This is a genomic window from Megasphaera elsdenii DSM 20460 (assembly GCF_003010495.1).
Classification (GTDB): Bacteria; Bacillota; Negativicutes; order Veillonellales; family Megasphaeraceae; genus Megasphaera; species Megasphaera elsdenii.
Window position 1 is genome coordinate 653,625 of sequence record NZ_CP027570.1, and the last position, 17,057, is coordinate 670,681.

Here is a 17,057-nt window from a genome sequence, read left to right on the forward strand (position 1 = left end):
TTTATTTTTCTGCGCCTTCCTTTTCAGCATTCAGTTCTTTTAAAGCTGCAACATTGAAAATCGGGTCAGATTTCGTATTGTACAGAGACATTTTACGTTTAAAGAAGTTTTTACCAAATACGAGCAGGCAAAGGACAATGCCAACACCCAGAGCCATAGCAGCCCCACGAGATACGAGGACGCCACCAATAACACCGGCAACGCCGAGGTCATTAAAAGTCTTGGAACGGAGTACACCGACACGAACGGCAACATAGCCTTGAATCAACATGGTCAATGCCAAAGCAATCGGCAGAACCGGCTTAACAAAGCTTACGATAGGAGATAACCAATAGCCAGTGAATGTACCTAAACGGAAAGATGCAACGCCGCCAATCAGGCTATCCATCGCTTCACGACCATGTTTATAACGTTCACAAATAACGACCTGCATAGCTGCCCATAACGGACCGCACATGGAAAGGTCAGGGCCTAACAAGGACATAACCATATTACGGACACCAACAATAACGTTATTTCTGTTAGCATCGAAATGGATATTTTCATCACCATGACGGAATTCACGAGCTTCATCGATCAAGGCGTCGGCCTGAATCAATTCACCAAAGAGTACAACGTAAGTTGCAATGACCAACGGAGCAGCTTGGATATAATAAGTCATACCTGGGAAGCCAATGCGTTCAGCAAAAGGACTCCACTGGGTAAAGACTTCAATGAAGTGGGGATGAGTAAAGCCCATTTCAATAGTCGGCCAAGGCAATTCGCCCACCAACGGAGCAATAATGACGGCCAGAACCATCGCCGGCAATAACCCCAAGTCAGAAATAACCTGAAAAACTTTATTTTTATTCATGATACTCTTGAAATGGTTACTAAAAGAGCAATAAAAAGCAAAGCCTACAGCAATAGCGATGGTAAATGGATATTTATCAAAGTTACCGCCCGTATTGAATACCAGGCGTACAGCAGCAATACCGGCGCCGATAAGAATCCCGGATTTCAAAGCATCAGGAACTAAATCGACAACGCGTTTAGCAAGACCCGTAGCACCTAATAAGAACGTGAGTAACCCGAGTTCAAATTCAAAAGCGATAAGTGCATGCATACGTTCTGCTGTATCATTAGGAAATTCTCCCAACCACAGCAATAACAGCGGAATAGCCGGAGTGATCCAGCCAGGGACAACAGGGTCCCCTAAGTGAGCATGCCAAGTATATAAGAACCCGTTCATGATAACAATAGTAATAGCGATTTCAAAAGGCATCCCTAAATATTCTTGCAATACTGGGATGATGCCGAGACAAACGGCACATAACAGCAGCCCTTGAACATAATCAGGCCATTCAAAGCGATAATGAATGAAAGGTAAACGCAGGACTAAGTTAAATACGTGTAAATTAATCCCCGGTTGTATTTCGCCTTCTTTTCGTTTATAAACAGGACCAAACATATTTTGTCCCCTCTTTCTTTATGAATTTAAAAATCAACAGAAAATTTAGATAAAAATAGCGCCATGGCCAAGCTATTCGATATGTAATTATCTACGAATAGAACAGCCGCCATGGCGCATGCGTATTAAAAACCGCTATTTTTATCCTTCAAACTTACAATGGAAGCGTTTTTCAAATTCTGCAATCAATCCTTCTCTAAAATCAGGATGGGCAATCTTAATGAGAGCAATAGCACGCTGCCGCAAAGTACGTCCTTTAAGAGGAGCGATACCAAATTCCGTAATAATATAGTCTACATCATTGCGGGAGGTCGTAACAGCAGCCCCTTCATCTAAGAGCGGCACAATCTTAGAAATCTTACCATGACCAGCAGTCGAAGGCATAGCAATAATGGCTTTACCACCCTTTGCACGAGATGCACCACGAACGAAGTCAACCTGACCGCCGACGCCGCTGAATTGTTTATAGCCAATCATTTCGGCATTGACCTGTCCCATCAAATCGACTTGCATAGCCGAGTTGATAGAGATGATATTGTCAATTTTAGCTACGACAAAGGGATCATTAGTGTAATCGACACGTTCCATTAATACATCGGGATTGTTATTTACAAAATCATACAGTTTCTTTGTCCCCATAAGGAAGCAAGAGACAAATTTCCCCTGGTCAATCGTCTTTTTCTTGTTCGTGATAACGCCTTTACGAGCCAAGTCGACAACGCCATCAGAGAACATTTCGGAATGAATCCCTAAATCCTTTTTATCTCCGAGGAAGGACAAGACAGCATCCGGAATAGCACCGATACCAAGCTGCAGCGTATCACCATCATGAATCAGTGATGCTACATATTCCCCAATTTTATGTTCCGTTTCCCCAATTTTAGGCGGTTGCAATTCAATAAGGGGTTCATCTTTTTCGACGATATAATCGATATCTTTTAAATTAATGCCATTCCCATAGGTATAGGGCATATTTTTGTTAATCTGTGCAATAACCAGCTTGGCAGCTTCTGCAGCCGGCTGTGTATAGTCAACAGAAACCCCATAAGAGCAAATGCCATTTTCATCGGGTTCACTGAGCTGTAAAAAAGCGACGTCAACAGGTAAGGTACCATCTGTAAAGAGCTTGGGAATTTCATGGAAGAAGCACGGTGTATAATCTCCACGGCCTTCTTCTACGGCTTTGCGAGTTGAGCCACCTACGAACAGGGCATTATGGCGAAAATGTTTTTCCATCCCCGGTTGGCAATAAGGAGCTTTCCCCATAGCAACCATATGAACAATTTCAACATTTTCAAGGCGATCTGCCTGGCGAACTAATTCATCTGTCAAAGCCTGCGCTTCACCACAAGCATGGGTGAAAACAATACGATTGCCGGATTGGACATGGCTTACAGCTTCTTCAACAGATACAATTTTTTCTGCATATTCTTTTCTCCAATCCATTACACACACCTACTTTCGTATAACTGACTGACGGCCTGCAACGGAGGAGGAGCAGCCTAGTTGCAGGCATCAGTCAAAATCACGTCTATATACTCATACTATATTTACTCTGCTCTATTTCATTACGTGAAGGATAGTGATTCCCAGTGTAATATCAACTTATTCTTCAATGTGTGCAATAGCTTTAGCCAAGGCTTTCTTCATACGCAAGTTGCCCTGACGGGAAATCATGATACGCTGTGCCTGCGGCGAACCTGCACCGTGCATGGATTCTGTACGATAACCAACAGCTGCCGTGCCGAGGCTGAGGTTTTCGATGAGGCGTAAGATTTTGAGACGATTTTCTGTCGATACATTATTAACGCCGCGGAGGTATTTATCAATGTACGGCCCAATCTTCGGATCACGGAGGTCTTTTTCAGACGGTGCTGTAACCATCAAGCCACCAGCAATATCTTCGGCTAAACGGACGATTTCATAGGGGAAGCGCGTAACATTCTGTTTGCAGACGTTTGCCAGGAGCAAATCGATGAGATAGTTGCCTGATTCCGTTTTCGTACCCAATGCCGAGCAAGCAATACCGCAAGCATACAGGGTTTCGTTGAGGTGCTGCATTTCAATGATTTTATCTTTAATATGGGAAGCTTTCGGACAGCCATTATAGTCAGCAGCAACCGCAGCAGCACCGATAAGGACGTCACCTACGCCAACTTTGCAGCCGCCATAGGACTGACGATGATAACCCGCGAAGCGTTCAACGAGGACGCCGGCAAATTCATATTCTCCATTCAGATAAATATTTTCGTTCGGGATGAAGACATTATCAAAGATAACCAGAGCTTCCGTACCACCAAATTCAGGGTTGCCCGTATCCATCGGAGCGCCTTCCATTTTACGAGTATCGCAAGACTGACGGCCAACAATCATGAAAATACCTTCAGCATCTGTCGAGCAGGAGAAGCAGACTGCGTAGTCTTTGTCATCTTCGCCCATAGAGATGGTCGGCATGACGATGACTTCATGAGAGTTAATGAAACCAGTTTGGTGAGCTTTTGCCCCACGGACTACGATGCCGTCCGGACGACGTTCTACAACATGGAGATAGAGGTCCGGATCTGCCTGTGCATGCGGAGCCAAACCACGGTCACCTTTCGGGTCTGTCATAGCGCCGTCAACGGTAAGGTCTTCCATCTGTACCCGTTTGAGGAATTTCATGAAGTTTTCATGGTATTTCGTGCCATATTTTTTATCCGTATCATACGTCGTGGAGAATACCGCATTAAAAGCATCCATGCCAACGCAACGCTGGAAGCAGGAAGCCGTTTTCTGACCACACAGACGCTGCATTTTTACTTTATTCATCAAGTCCGTCGTGCTCTGATGAATATGGGTGAAGCGGTTAACACGTTCGCCAGTGTACGGAGAGATTGCTGTCATCAGGTCCTGATATTCAGGCTGCTGAGCCAGATCATACGTCATGCGGACGGAGTTCATGGACGGACGGAGAATCGGATCATCTGCCGGACACGGAACTTTTTTACCAAACATGTAGACTTGTAAATTTTTCTTTCTCATGCTTTCGATGTACTGTTCGCCTGTCATTAATGCCATAATGAATCATCCTTTCTTCTTATCATATAATAAAGTTTTGACAGTAGGTTCACACGTTAGTGTGTTTTGCCTATAGTAAGAGCAAAAATCATGCCAAGTAGTGCCTTTAATATTTTTATTTTAATTTCTTCCGTGAAAAGCATAGCAACTATCCCATCTTTGAAACTTAAAAAAATTTTCTCCCTTATTTTGTGCTATATTTCACGTTATTTTTGTTATGTTTATAACGTTTTCCCGTTCCATTTTTGGCTCAAATATTTTGGTTTTTCGTTCCATATATGAAACAAATTACCATTTGTTTCATTTTTAAAACAGTATACATCCTTATATTCGGGGATATTTTCTTTATTCCATCTCGTTTCTTGATAAAAAATATTCGTAAATCAATATATTTAAAAATATTATTTCATTTATCCTTTTACCCCAACTCTTTATATTTAAAACGTTTATGTAGCACTTTCGTCTTTCATCACAGTTTAATTTGTGAATAACAGAACAAATAAATTCAGGCATTTCTTCCAATTTTGGCACGATAATTTCATATATATAATTAACTACTATAAGTAAGGATGTGAATTACCATGACTCTATCAATTCGAGAACAAATCGAAAAAGTCTTAGAAAAAGATGTCCGCCCTTCGCTTGCAGAACATCAAGGCGACGTCGTCATTGTCGATTATGCTGATCACATTTTACGAATCCGTTTAACCGGTCAATGCAGCGGCTGTCCTTCAGCACAGCTGACGACAGAAGAATTAATCAGTGCAAAAGTCCGCGAAGCCATCGAAGACGTCCATGATGTCATTCTCGTCAGTGGCGTCAGCGATACACTGATTGCACAGGCTAAAGCCATTTTAAGAGAACGCCATACACAGAGGTGAATCTATGAAAATAGGGATAAAATACTGCGGCGGCTGTAATCCACGCTATGATCGCAGCCATGAAGTAGACAAACTAAAAAAAAGATTCCCCCAACACACGTTTACCTATGAAATAGAAAATACAGTTTGCGACATCTGCCTCCTCGTCTGTGGCTGCATGACGGCCTGTGCCGAGGAAACAGGGCTTGCCGCTCGAAAATTCAAAAAACTTTGTACACCACAACAATTTGCGGCTTTCGCCAAAGAATTAAAAGACGCACCTCAAGAAATGCCTGATACGAAGAAGTCTATTTACTTGGGAGCTGTTGCTACCATGGAAAAGACTTTCACAGAAGAAGATATCCAACAATTTGCAAAGCTAACCGGTGATTATGGAAAACTACATACAGATGCCGCATTTGCTGCAAAATATGGATTTGGTCGTCCTGTCGTCCACGGCATTTTGACAGGAAGTTTACTATCTTCGATTATGGGCACCACTTTGCCAGGAGCCGGAACCATTTTAATGGATGAACAATTGACATTTACAGCCCCGGTTTATGCAGGTGACACCATCACAGCTTCTATAAAACTAGTCCATGTCGAAGAAAAAAAACGCTGGTACATCGGAAAATTCACAGGCACCTGCAAAAAGTCAGATGGAACAGTAGCTGTAGAAGGTACGATTCACCAATTAATGATGAAGACCTTATTCACATACTGTAGAAACATTCAAAATAATCAATCATTAGAATAGGAGTATTATCATGACAAATTTAGAAAAATACGACAACCTTTTTATGAACAGCTTCAAATTGAAAAAAGAAGATCTTCCCGGTTTAAAATATCGCAGCATAAAGTTGTGGGATTCAATGGGCCATATGAATTTGATGGAAGAAATGGAAGATACTTTCGATATCTCTATTGATACCCCTGATGTCTTAGCATTCAGCTCTTATGAAAAAGGAATGGATATTTTGCGGAAATACGGAGTTGATATCTAATATGCCTGTGGATATACACCTTCACTGCATCACAGATCCACTGACCCATAGTAATTGTTACATTCTCTCAGAAAAATCCCGCACACTTATCATTGATCCAAACTGTTACCAAGAAATCCATTCCTATCTTACGACTCATCAACTTGTTCCCGAGTATATCATTTTGACGCATGAGCACTGCGATCACATCGCAGCGCTCAATGATATGCGTAAGTATTATAGCTTAAAAGTACTTTGTAGTGCGGCATGCAGTCAAGGGATTCAAAGCACGACACTAAATATGACCCGTATCATGGAGACCTATTTATACTTTAAGAGCCAAGGGGAGCTCCAGGTCTCCTATCCCCCTTTTACTTGCCAAGCTGCCGATATCATTTTTGACAATACTTACTTAGCTACTTGGCAAAACCATACTATCTTTTGTATTACAGCACCCGGCCATACTCCAGGCAGCACCTGCATCATCATAGATGAAAAGATGTTATTTTCTGGCGACTACTTTATTCCTGGCGAAGAAGTCATCACCCGTCTTCCTGGTGGAGACGAAGAAACTTATGAGCAACAAGGAAAAGCCACTTTGCGTTGTCTGCCAACACCGATATTAACTTATCCGGGCCATGGTGAACCATTTATATTGACACAGGAGGTGAAAAAAAAATATGGACTATAGTAATTGGTTGATGCAACCGCCTTACCATTGGACACAGGACGAAAAAGAAGCCCATTACGTGCCTCTCTTATTCGAATTGACTTCTCACCACTGTCATTGCTGTCAACCTTATGGTCAAGCGATACAAACGCTGTATGAGAAAAATAAAAGATATGACTCTTCCAACCAAATCCCAATGCTTCCTATTTCTTTATTTAAAACAGAAGAACTAAAAAGCATCCCTGATTCCGAAATTTTTAAAGTAATCACTTCGTCGGGAACATCGGGAGTGGCATCTCATTTATACCTCGACGCCTTTAACGCACAAAATCAACAATTGGCCTTATATAACATCGTGAAAGACTTTATTGGCTCCTCGCGACTCCCCATGTTGATTGTCGATACGCCGGATATATTAAAAAATCGAGACGCCTTTAATGCCCGCGGGGCAGCGGTCTTGGGCTTTTCCATCTTTGCTAAACGAAAATATTACGCATTAAAACCAGATCTATCCGTTGATTTGGAAAGCATCCGCACATTCATTCAGACATATCGTAATCAACCGGTCTTAATCTTTGGCTTTACTTTTATGATTTGGCAGTATCTTTGTGAAGCGCTGGCAAACTATCCAGGTTTAATTGATTTATCCAATGCAATTTTAATCCACGGCGGAGGCTGGAAAAAAATGCAGGACCGCGCGGTTTCACCTCACGAGTATAAGAAACGGCTATATGAACAGTTCCAGATCCATAAAGTCCACAATTATTATGGCATGGCTGAACAAACAGGATGTATTTATATGGAATGTGAACAAGGCCATCTTCATGCCAGCATATTCTCCGATATTATCATTCGCAATCCAGAAAACTTTTCAGTCTGTCCCGTAGGAGAAACGGGCATTGTCCAAGTATTGACTCCACTGGCCACGTCCTATCCGGGTCATTCTATCCTGACAGAAGATATGGGCACCCTGTTAGGAATCGATGACTGCCCTTGTGGCCGTTTAGGAAAATATTTCCGCATTGATGGCCGCATGGCAAAAGCCGAAATAAGGGGGTGTAGTGATGCGCACAACTAAAAGCTTCACGATACTTGCCGGTTCGATTCCAGAAAAAATTATGCCCCAACAACCTTTTTCTCCGCTAACCTTGCAGTTTTGCCAAGATTTCGCGCACCAATTACAACAACGGCCTATCGCCAAAGAAGAGCCTGACTGGGCCGCTTTCAGTTTTTGGCTGCGCCCGCGAAAATTAGAAAGTTATAGAAAACTACTCACTTTTCCTGAAAAAAGATTAGGCCGAGGATTGACCTTTCATATAGCGCCAGCGAATATGCCTACCATGTTTTTATATAGTTTATTCATTTCCTTATTAGCTGGAAATGCTAATATCGTCCGGTTATCCCCCCGGTTGCTTCCCAAGGTACAGCCCGTTTGCGAATTACTCAACACTATATTGAATACACAGACATATCGTTCTATTAAAAACATGAATGTTATACTAACGTATGGTCACGACCGGAAAATAACGGATTGCTTCTCCAAACAGTGCAACAGCCGCATCATCTGGGGCGGCGATAAGACAATTCTTGAAATCAGAAAGTCACCGCTATCTCCCATGGCCATCGATATTCCTTTCGCGGACCGTTATTCATTGGCAATCGTCGACAGCGAATATGTCGCTAATTGCTCAGAAGACGAATTAAAAAATGCAGTCCACCACTTTTATCTGGATACCTACGAAGCCGATCAAAATGCTTGTTCCTCACCGCGCCTGCTCTTTTGGCTCGAAAAAAAATATGGCTTCTTTGCAATAGCTCAAGATCGCTGGTGGCGGGCTGTTACGATTGAAATCCAAAAGTACGACTTGGCAGCTATAAAAGTAAGTCGAAAATATGCAGAAGCTTGGACGTTTGCCATGCACACCCCTGAAATCAGTGACTTTTCATATGCAAGCAACCGGCTTTATGTATACACCCTTGATTCACTTCCCAAAGACATTACTCAACTAGCAGGTTCCTTTGGACAATTTTTTCAATATCCTATAAAAAATCTAAAAGACATCATTCCTTATATGACAGCTAAAGTGCAGACGATTACAACTTTACATGTAGATATACAGGCGTTTCGTGCTCAGTTAATCGAAGCGGGAATTACCGGTGTCGATCGAGTGGTTCCCTTTGGACAGGCTATGGATATGGATATAATCTGGGATGGCCGTAATTTATTGGACGCGTTGACCCGTATCATTCGTTAGGAGGGATACTTATGTTGAACTTTTTTGATGAAAATCCGGCATATGAAAATCACGTATTATTCACCAATGGGGCAGGCCACTCTTTAACCTACAAAGACTGGTATACCCATAGCAGAAACTTAGAGGAAAAGCTTTCATCCCCAACAAGACAGTTAGCAGCTATCATCTGTCATAATACCATAGGGTCTGCCTTATCTTATCTCTGTTGCTTGCAAAATCGAATCGTCCCCTTACTCATCGATCACGACATGGACATAGAATTGCGTCAACGCCTGCTGTCCATTTATAAGCCTAATTATATATTCAAGCCTGTAGACGATGAAGTCGAACCTCTTTATACATTAAATGGATATGGCGTATATCAAGCAAATGATATAGCTCATAATATTCATTCCGATTTGGCGTTACTTCTGACAACGTCTGGCAGTACAGGCAGTCCCAAATTGGTCCGTCAAAGTTATACAAATATTCAATCCAATGCAGCGTCTATCGCACAATATTTAAAAATTACGGCACAAGACCATCCTATTTCTTCCTTGCCCATGCATTACACGTTTGGCCTTTCTGTCATCAATAGTCATGTACTATGCGGAGCCTGTGAATGTCTGACAGAAGCAACTGTATTCGATAAAGAATTTTGGAATATTTGTCAAAATGACGAAATCACCTCTATTGCCGGTGTCCCCTTCACTTATGAATGTCTAAAGCGCATCGGCTTCATGGCCATGGATTTACCGAAATTAACGCTGATGATTCAAGCCGGTGGCCATTTATCAACACGCCTGCAAAAAGAATACCTGGAATTTGCCCATAAGACAGAGAAACGCTTTATCGTCATGTATGGTCAAACAGAAGCCACTGCACGCATGTCTTATCTGCCCTTTGATATGGGACTGAAAAAAATAGGCAGTATCGGCATTGCCATTCCCGGCGGGACCTTCCATATTATGGAAGATGAAAAAACGGAAATCACCCAGCCACATGTTACGGGCGAACTTTGCTATGAAGGACCCAATGTTACATTAGGTTATGCCCATTGTGCTGAAGATTTGGCCTTAGGCGACATGCGTCATGGCCGATTATATACGGGTGATATGGCCTATTTCGATGAAGATGGATACTACTATATTGCGGGACGCAAAAAGCGCTTCATCAAAGTAATGGGTAAGCGTGTGAATATGGATGAAATGGAAGAACTGCTAAAAAGTGCTTTTGATTTCAGTGATTTCGCCTGTGTGGGTCAAGATGATGATCTGCACGTATTTATGACCAATAATACCCATCAATCTGAAGTTGAAGACTTCCTTATAGAAAAGACAGGTTTGCATCTCCGTTGTTTTACAATCCATCACATTAAACAAATTCCTAAAAACACTTCTGGCAAAACACAGTATCCTGAATTAAAGGCCTTGGCCGAAAAACAGGGGTGATAAAAATGGATGCAGGTATCACCATTTCACAAGAACAATTACAAAAACTTTCCATAAATCAAATTCAATCCTTGCATATTCTTTCTCTCTCAGCTGAATCCCTACGCGATTTATTGCAAAAAGAGTCTGAAGAGAATCCTTTTATGGATTATAGCCCTAGCACAAGCAATAATATTTCCTCTGATGGCTCTACTTCGTTTTTAAACTTTATAGCTGCTCCTGAAGAAAGAAGTGTGAAGCAATTTATTTTAGAGCAAGTAAATCTATCTAATTTCACGACTCCCCAGTGGGCTCTTTTCTCCTATTTAACCGATTATGTCGATACACGGGGCTATTTAACTATTACAGAAGAAGAACTCAAAAAAAAGATTCCTTTACCCGACGGCCTTTTTGCTTCTTGTTTACGAATACTCCAAAACTTAGATCCTGCCGGAATTGGAGCTACATCTTTGACAAACTGTTTAAAATTACAACTGCAACGAAAAAAACAGCTTACCCCTTTATTAGAAAACTTAATTGAAAACCATTTAAATGAAATAGGTGCACAAGATATATCTCACATCTGTCAATCATTAAAAACGCCCAAAAAACAAATTTTGGCCGCTATCCGACTGATTAAGCGCTTAAATCCAGCTCCTTTAGAAGGATTATTTGAAACAAATTCAACCTATATCGTCCCTGACGTAATTATTAGGTTCATGCCTACAGGACATGAAATCATTTTAAATGACGCTTGGGTTGCCTCTTACTCCATGAGCGATTATTATGTCCGCATGATGCATACAACAACAGATGAAAGCGTAAAAAAATATTTCAAGACAAAATACACCCGCTGTCGCTTGTTATTTTATAATATAGAACGCCGACGCCAAACACTGTACAATCTGACCGATGTGATTTGCCATCATCAGCAAGCCTACCTGCAAAATCATGGCCCTTTAGCTCCAATGACACTGGCAGATATTGCTAAGGAAATCGGAGTGCATCCTTCAACAATTAGTCGGTCTATAAAGAACAAATATTTACAAACGCCATACACGACACTTTCTTTTAAAAATTTATTCCAACGCCCTTTTCCCAAGACGGGAAAAGATATTTCTAAAGAAGCATTAAAAAAAGAATTGTGTTGCCTGATAAAATCAGAAGACACGAAGCATCCCTATAGTGATGCTCAACTGACAAACATCCTTTCAACCCAATTTGGTCGAAGTTTTTCCCGTCGTCTTATCCAGAAATATCGGATACAATTGCATATTCCCAACTCCTATGAACGCTACGGATAAAGCATGTGTTTTTTATATATTTAACATACACCTTGCGATATTCTTGTTTACATAATTAAAAATTGTTATAATTTTTTACATATGCATATATGTAATATTTATTTCGCAGAGGCCCGTCAGGGCCTCATTGCTTCTTTGTCGTAAAGGAGGACCATCTTTATGACGAATGTAACAAAAATTTTTTCGACACTGTCCGAGGCCAGCGAACGGCTCAATGCCATTATTGAACATTCTTTTGATGGCATTTTCATTACCGATGCAAAGGCCAATGTTATCCGTATCAATCATGCCTACGAAGTCATTACCGGCTTAAAGAAAGAAGAAGTCCTCGGAAAAAACATGGCTGATCTCGTGCGCAATAAATTAATCTCAGAATCAGGCTCCCTGCAAGTTATTAAAACGAAACAACCAGTAACACTGCAACAATGCTTTCGTTCAGGAAAGGAAGCGTTAGTAACTAGTTCTCCTATTTTTGACGCCGACGGCAATTTCATTATGATTGTCACCAATGTTCGGGATTTGACAGAAATTTATAATTTAAAAGCTGTCGTCCAAGAAAAAACGGCTGCCATGGATCGCCTAGCTATGGAACTGGAACATTTACAAACAACGTCAGAAGACAATCAGGAAATCATCGCTAAGGATGAAACAACCTTAGCAGCCATGCTGCTTGCCAACCGCGTAGCATCCATGGACACGACGGTTATTCTACTAGGAGAAACGGGTGTCGGGAAAGAAGTGATGGCCCGATATATTTTCCAGCACAGCCATCGCGCAAAAAATAGTTTCATTAAAGTAAACTGTGGGGCTATCCCAGAAAATCTGATTGAAAGTGAACTCTTCGGGTATGAAGGTGGCGCTTTTACAGGCGCCAATAAAAACGGAAAAATCGGTCTCTTTGAATTGGCTAATAAAGGCACCTTATTTCTCGATGAAATTGGGGAACTTCCCAAAGACATGCAAGTAAAATTGCTACGTGTTCTTCAAGAACAAGAAATCTTGCGCGTCGGTGGTACGAAGCCCGTAAAAATTGATGTCCGCATCATTGCCGCTACGAACCGAAATTTAGAAGAAATGGTAAAAGACGGTACTTTCCGTGAGGATTTATATTACAGGCTCACTGTCTTTCCCATTTCCATTCCGCCATTGCGGATGCGAAAAAAGGATATCATCCCCTTGGCGCTCTCTTTCCTGGAAAAGCTGAATCAAAAATATCAACTGAAAAAGTATTTTACCGACTTATCCATGCAGCTTCTCCACGAATACGACTGGCCTGGTAACATCCGCGAATTAAAGAACATCGTCGAAAGAGCAATTATTATAAGTCCTTCAGATGCAATAAAGCCGGAAGATCTCCATATACATTCTGCTAGTAAACCAATCGTAATTATAAAAGAAAATGATTTTAGCGATAATACAAAAAATTCTTTACCGCCCTCCCCCGAATTTCCGATAAATTTAAAAAATACTCTCGAAAAAATAGAGTATACCTACATGGTCCAAGCCTATAAATTCTTTGGCAACGTGCGCGATGCTGCCAAAAATTTGGGACTCACACCTTCTACCTTTGTACGGAAACGCAAGCAATATCAGCAAAACAATACGGACCCTGAAAGGATGTGAGCAATATGACAACTCTGGAAGAAATCCGTAAAAAAGCCCGTGCTAAAATGAAAGGTTGTTATGTCTGTCCTGATTGTGATGGTAATGCCTGTTCCGGGATGATTCCTGGTTATGGCGGTATGCGGACAGGCCAATCTTTTCGTAATAATCGATTGTCCTTCCAAAAATATGGTCTCCTATCTCATCTCTTATCGGCTAGCAAAAACCCAGATACGACGTGTTCTATTTTTGGAAAAACGTTATCCATGCCCATTCTTATCGCCCCAGTCAGCGGCTATGTCCATAATGGAAAAATAGAAGGAAATCCGGAAGAAAAAGAATATGAATATCTCTTTTCTATGACTGAAGGAGCTGCAAAAGCAGGAACACTGGTATTTACCGGCGATAGTGGCCATGCTTATATGTATGAAGCTGGGATTGCCGCTTCAAAGAAATATCCAAAACACGTAATTCCGACAATAAAGCCGCGAAAAAATCAAAAAATCATTGAGAAAGCACGACTAGCTGAACAATCAGACGCATTCGCAGTGGCAAACGACGTTGATGCCGTAACCTCCGCGAATATGCGATTTTTTGGCCAGCCCTTAGAAGTAGAGCGGCTAAAAAATCTAAAATACATTATTAGTTCCATTCATCTCCCTTTCATTGTAAAAGGCATTATGTCCCCTGATGAAGCCTTGCTTTGCCTAGAAGCAGGCGCCAAAGGAATTGTTATCAGCAATCACGGAGGCCGCATACTCGATGGTATGGCTAGTCCTTTATCTGTCCTGCCCGAAATTTCTGCCGTTGTAAAAAACAGATTAACAATTTTCATAGATGGCGGAATCCGACACGGTGAAGACGTCCTAAAAGCATTGGCCCTAGGAGCTGACGCAGTATTAATCGGTCGACCTGCTGCTATTGCAAATATAGGTGGATACGCAGAAGGCGTTACATTGCTCCTCGATACCTTAAAGCAAGAATTACAAGATGCTATGACAATAACAGGCATTCCTGATTTGCAACACATATCGTCTAATATTTTACAAAAAATAAAATAACAATCCCAAGAAACTTTAAACACTATCTCGACATATTGCCTCAAATATGCAAATCTACCCAATTTTGCTAAAATAAAGGCAATCAATAGTCTATACAATTTGACTTTTTGCCTTGTATGCCATTCCCCTTTTAGGAGGTTTTATCATGGATTATTTAAGCAATATGTTTTCTTTGAAAGGTAATGTCGCCCTCATTACGGGCGGTTCTTACGGCATCGGTTTTGCCATTGCCAAAGCGTTAGCCCGTGCTGGCGCCGTGATTGCCTTCAACTGCCGCAGTCAGGAACATCTGGATCAGGCCATGAAGGATTATGAAAAAGAAGACATTGAAGCTCACGGCTATCTTTGCGATGTCACTGATGAGCTCCACGTGCAAAAATTGGTCAGTGAAATAGAAAAGACGTTGGGGACTATCGACATCCTCGTCAATAACGCCGGTATCATCAAACGTATCCCCATGTGTGACATGACGACGGAAGAATTCCGCCAGGTCGTCGATATCGACTTAGTCGGTTCGTTCATCGTATCCAAGGCAGTCATTCCCGGTATGATAAAAAAAGGCCACGGCAAAATCATCAATATCTGCTCTATGATGAGCGAATTAGGACGTGAAACCGTGTCGGCTTACGCCGCAGCCAAAGGCGGTCTGAAAATGTTGACCCGTAATATCTGTTCCGAATTCGGCGGCGCCAATATCCAGTGCAATGGCATTGGCCCTGGCTACATCGCAACGCCCCAAACGGCCCCGCTGCGTGAGAAACAGCCTGATGGCTCCCGCCATCCTTTCGACCAGTTCATCGTCTCTAAGACGCCAGCTGGCCGCTGGGGAACGACAGAAGACCTCGAAGGCCCGGCTGTTTTCTTAGCTTCCCATGCTTCGGACTTCGTAAACGGACACATTTTATACGTCGACGGCGGTATCCTAGCCTACATCGGAAAGCAACCGTAAATGCTTTGTGCAATCCGGCTGGTTTTGCTACAATAGAGTCAATCCGTAGTCCGTCATAATTATTGTCTAAAGCAGGTGAAACCATGAATACTCAAATGCCCATCGGCGTAGATGACTTCAAGGAAGTCCGGGAGAATTATTATTTTGTCGATAAAACCCATTTCATCCAATCCCTCATTGATGGCCACAGTAAAGTGACCTTATTGACCCGGCCCCGTCGTTTTGGGAAAACCCTGACGATGAGTATGCTCGATTACTTCTTTTCCTTAGAAAGAGAGCCGGAAAGCCTTCACCTGTTTGATGGTTTGCAGATTGCCAGAGCGGGAATCGATTATATGAAGCATCGAGGCCAGTACCCTGTCCTCTTCATGAACTTCAAAGGCATCCAGAATGATACCTGGGATTTAGCTTTCAATGCCTTCCAGCTGGTCATCCAAAAGGAATTCCAGCGGCATCGTTATTTGTTGGACACTCCGGAATTGGCTCCTGAAGAAAAACAACTCTATAGCCGTTTCCTCGATAATACGGCCACGCTTGCAGAATACCAAATCAGCCTGCTCTACTTATGCGAATATCTCTACCGGTACTATAAAATTCGGCCAATTATTCTGATTGATGAGTACGACGCGCCCATCCAGAACGCCTATAACCATGACTTCTATAATACGGCTATCTCCTATTTCCGTACCTTTTACAATAACACCTTAAAAGGGAATGAGTTCCTGAATTTCGCTATTCTCACCGGTGTCCTGCGCATTGCAAAAAAGAGCATCTTCAGTGGCCTGAACAATCTCCGTGTCTGCTCGATTCTTGATAATGCCTATGCCGATGTCATGGGATTTACGGAAGAAGAAGTAACTCAAATAGCTAAGGATACGGGGGAAGAACAGACCCTGCCGACCTTAAAGAAGTGGTATGATGGTTATCGGTTCGGGAACATCGACATATATAATCCCTGGTCGATCATCAACTTCTTTGCTGAACGGACAGCCGACGATTATTGGGTCAATACGTCCTCGAATGACATCATCCAGCATATGATGCAGGGAAATGCAAAAAGCCAGGAAAAGAACCTGCCGACCCTCCTGCATGGCGGAACTGTCGCCGCCATCATCCGAGAAGGCTTGATTTATAAAGATATTACCCAAAATAAAGATGGACTCTATACCCTTTTACTGATGACAGGCTATCTGACAGCCGTCCAGAATACGACTGTCCCCAATGGACGTCTTTGCCAGCTCAGGATTCCCAATGAAGAATTGACACATGTCTTCCAAAGCGAAATCCTCAACTTAGAGCCCTTCAGCAAATCGAAAAGCAGCAATATATCGCTGAATTCAAGCAGAAGCAGATACCCTCAGTCCTGAAATACGGTATCTCATTCTGCGGGAAGAAGATTTATGTAACCAGGTAATAGAGATGGCTAAAATGTGCCGAGAATTAGAGAATTAGAGAAA

General features: G+C 42.1%; 15 protein-coding genes. 12 read left to right on the forward strand and 3 right to left on the reverse strand.

Annotated elements, in window-relative coordinates:
- Position 1 precedes the first annotated feature (1 nt).
- From C6362_RS03115 to C6362_RS03125, 3 genes are all read right to left on the reverse strand, one after another.
- Positions 2 to 1,450: a hypothetical protein gene (locus tag C6362_RS03115; RefSeq protein ID WP_014015308.1), complete on the reverse strand. Its 1,449-nt coding sequence runs from the start codon at positions 1,448 to 1,450 to the stop codon at positions 2 to 4.
- Positions 1,451 to 1,591: 141 nt separating this feature from the next.
- Positions 1,592 to 2,896 carry an acetyl-CoA hydrolase/transferase family protein gene (locus C6362_RS03120; RefSeq protein ID WP_014015309.1) on the reverse strand — a complete coding sequence of 435 codons (1,305 nt, stop codon included), beginning with the start codon at positions 2,894 to 2,896 and terminating at the stop codon, positions 1,592 to 1,594.
- A 159-nt stretch (positions 2,897 to 3,055) separates the two neighbouring features.
- Positions 3,056 to 4,507, reverse strand: a complete 1,452-nt coding sequence (locus C6362_RS03125; protein ID WP_014015310.1) for a 4-hydroxyphenylacetate 3-hydroxylase family protein — start codon at positions 4,505 to 4,507, stop codon at positions 3,056 to 3,058.
- Positions 4,508 to 5,088: 581 nt separating this feature from the next.
- Between C6362_RS03125 and C6362_RS03130 the strand changes: the two genes are divergently transcribed.
- From C6362_RS03130 to C6362_RS03185, 12 genes are all read left to right on the forward strand, one after another.
- Complete coding sequence (locus C6362_RS03130; RefSeq protein ID WP_014015311.1) at positions 5,089 to 5,388, forward strand: NifU family protein; 300 nt, start codon at positions 5,089 to 5,091, stop codon at positions 5,386 to 5,388.
- Between the two features lie 4 nt (positions 5,389 to 5,392).
- Complete coding sequence (locus C6362_RS03135; protein ID WP_014015312.1) at positions 5,393 to 6,124, forward strand: MaoC family dehydratase; 732 nt, start codon at positions 5,393 to 5,395, stop codon at positions 6,122 to 6,124.
- Between the two features lie 10 nt (positions 6,125 to 6,134).
- Entirely contained in the window at positions 6,135 to 6,371 is a 237-nt protein-coding gene (locus C6362_RS03140) for a hypothetical protein (RefSeq protein WP_014015313.1), read from the forward strand.
- The gene (locus tag C6362_RS03145; protein ID WP_230579085.1) at positions 6,325 to 7,041 is read left to right on the forward strand and encodes an MBL fold metallo-hydrolase; all 717 of its coding nucleotides are present in this window, start codon (positions 6,325 to 6,327) and stop codon (positions 7,039 to 7,041) included. The genes C6362_RS03140 and C6362_RS03145 overlap by 47 nt, the downstream gene beginning before the upstream one ends.
- Positions 7,031 to 8,098: a LuxE/PaaK family acyltransferase gene (locus tag C6362_RS03150; protein ID WP_014015315.1), complete on the forward strand. Its 1,068-nt coding sequence runs from the start codon at positions 7,031 to 7,033 to the stop codon at positions 8,096 to 8,098. The genes C6362_RS03145 and C6362_RS03150 overlap by 11 nt, the downstream gene beginning before the upstream one ends.
- Positions 8,085 to 9,275, forward strand: coding sequence for an acyl-CoA reductase (locus tag C6362_RS03155; protein WP_014015316.1), 1,191 nt, complete (start codon positions 8,085 to 8,087; stop codon positions 9,273 to 9,275). The genes C6362_RS03150 and C6362_RS03155 overlap by 14 nt, the downstream gene beginning before the upstream one ends.
- 11 nt (positions 9,276 to 9,286) lie before the next feature.
- The gene (locus C6362_RS03160; protein WP_014015317.1) at positions 9,287 to 10,705 is read left to right on the forward strand and encodes an AMP-binding protein; all 1,419 of its coding nucleotides are present in this window, start codon (positions 9,287 to 9,289) and stop codon (positions 10,703 to 10,705) included.
- Positions 10,706 to 10,710: 5 nt separating this feature from the next.
- A complete protein-coding gene (rpoN, locus tag C6362_RS03165) occupies positions 10,711 to 11,988 on the forward strand; it encodes an RNA polymerase factor sigma-54 (RefSeq protein WP_014015318.1) in 1,278 nt (425 codons plus the stop codon).
- 159 nt (positions 11,989 to 12,147) lie between these two features.
- The gene (locus tag C6362_RS03170) at positions 12,148 to 13,611 is read left to right on the forward strand and encodes a sigma-54 interaction domain-containing protein (RefSeq protein WP_014015319.1); all 1,464 of its coding nucleotides are present in this window, start codon (positions 12,148 to 12,150) and stop codon (positions 13,609 to 13,611) included.
- A gap of 5 nt (positions 13,612 to 13,616) precedes the next feature.
- Positions 13,617 to 14,651: an alpha-hydroxy-acid oxidizing protein gene (locus C6362_RS03175; RefSeq protein WP_014015320.1), complete on the forward strand. Its 1,035-nt coding sequence runs from the start codon at positions 13,617 to 13,619 to the stop codon at positions 14,649 to 14,651.
- A 145-nt stretch (positions 14,652 to 14,796) separates the two neighbouring features.
- Positions 14,797 to 15,600 carry a gluconate 5-dehydrogenase gene (locus tag C6362_RS03180; protein ID WP_014015321.1) on the forward strand — a complete coding sequence of 268 codons (804 nt, stop codon included), beginning with the start codon at positions 14,797 to 14,799 and terminating at the stop codon, positions 15,598 to 15,600.
- Positions 15,601 to 15,683: 83 nt separating this feature from the next.
- Positions 15,684 to 16,967, forward strand: coding sequence for an AAA family ATPase (locus tag C6362_RS03185; protein ID WP_014015322.1), 1,284 nt, complete (start codon positions 15,684 to 15,686; stop codon positions 16,965 to 16,967).
- The last annotated feature ends 90 nt before the right edge of the window (positions 16,968 to 17,057 follow it).

Bases quoted from the DNA above. Each gene is read 5' to 3' on its own strand.
- C6362_RS03180 (WP_014015321.1), top strand. From the start codon at position 14,797: ATGGATTATTTAAGCAATATGTTTTCTTTGAAAGGTAATGTCGCCCTC.
- rpoN (WP_014015318.1), top strand. From the start codon at position 10,711: ATGGATGCAGGTATCACCATTTCACAAGAACAATTACAAAAACTTTCC.
- C6362_RS03170 (WP_014015319.1), top strand. From the start codon at position 12,148: ATGACGAATGTAACAAAAATTTTTTCGACACTGTCCGAGGCCAGCGAA.
- C6362_RS03125 (WP_014015310.1), bottom strand. From the start codon at position 4,507: ATGGCATTAATGACAGGCGAACAGTACATCGAAAGCATGAGAAAGAAA.
- C6362_RS03160 (WP_014015317.1), top strand. From the start codon at position 9,287: ATGTTGAACTTTTTTGATGAAAATCCGGCATATGAAAATCACGTATTA.
- C6362_RS03120 (WP_014015309.1), bottom strand. From the start codon at position 2,896: ATGGATTGGAGAAAAGAATATGCAGAAAAAATTGTATCTGTTGAAGAA.
- C6362_RS03130 (WP_014015311.1), top strand. From the start codon at position 5,089: ATGACTCTATCAATTCGAGAACAAATCGAAAAAGTCTTAGAAAAAGAT.
- C6362_RS03150 (WP_014015315.1), top strand. From the start codon at position 7,031: ATGGACTATAGTAATTGGTTGATGCAACCGCCTTACCATTGGACACAG.
- C6362_RS03115 (WP_014015308.1), bottom strand. From the start codon at position 1,450: ATGTTTGGTCCTGTTTATAAACGAAAAGAAGGCGAAATACAACCGGGG.
- C6362_RS03135 (WP_014015312.1), top strand. From the start codon at position 5,393: ATGAAAATAGGGATAAAATACTGCGGCGGCTGTAATCCACGCTATGAT.
- C6362_RS03175 (WP_014015320.1), top strand. From the start codon at position 13,617: ATGACAACTCTGGAAGAAATCCGTAAAAAAGCCCGTGCTAAAATGAAA.
- C6362_RS03145 (WP_230579085.1), top strand. From the start codon at position 6,325: ATGAAAAAGGAATGGATATTTTGCGGAAATACGGAGTTGATATCTAAT.
- C6362_RS03185 (WP_014015322.1), top strand. From the start codon at position 15,684: ATGAATACTCAAATGCCCATCGGCGTAGATGACTTCAAGGAAGTCCGG.
- C6362_RS03140 (WP_014015313.1), top strand. From the start codon at position 6,135: ATGACAAATTTAGAAAAATACGACAACCTTTTTATGAACAGCTTCAAA.
- C6362_RS03155 (WP_014015316.1), top strand. From the start codon at position 8,085: ATGCGCACAACTAAAAGCTTCACGATACTTGCCGGTTCGATTCCAGAA.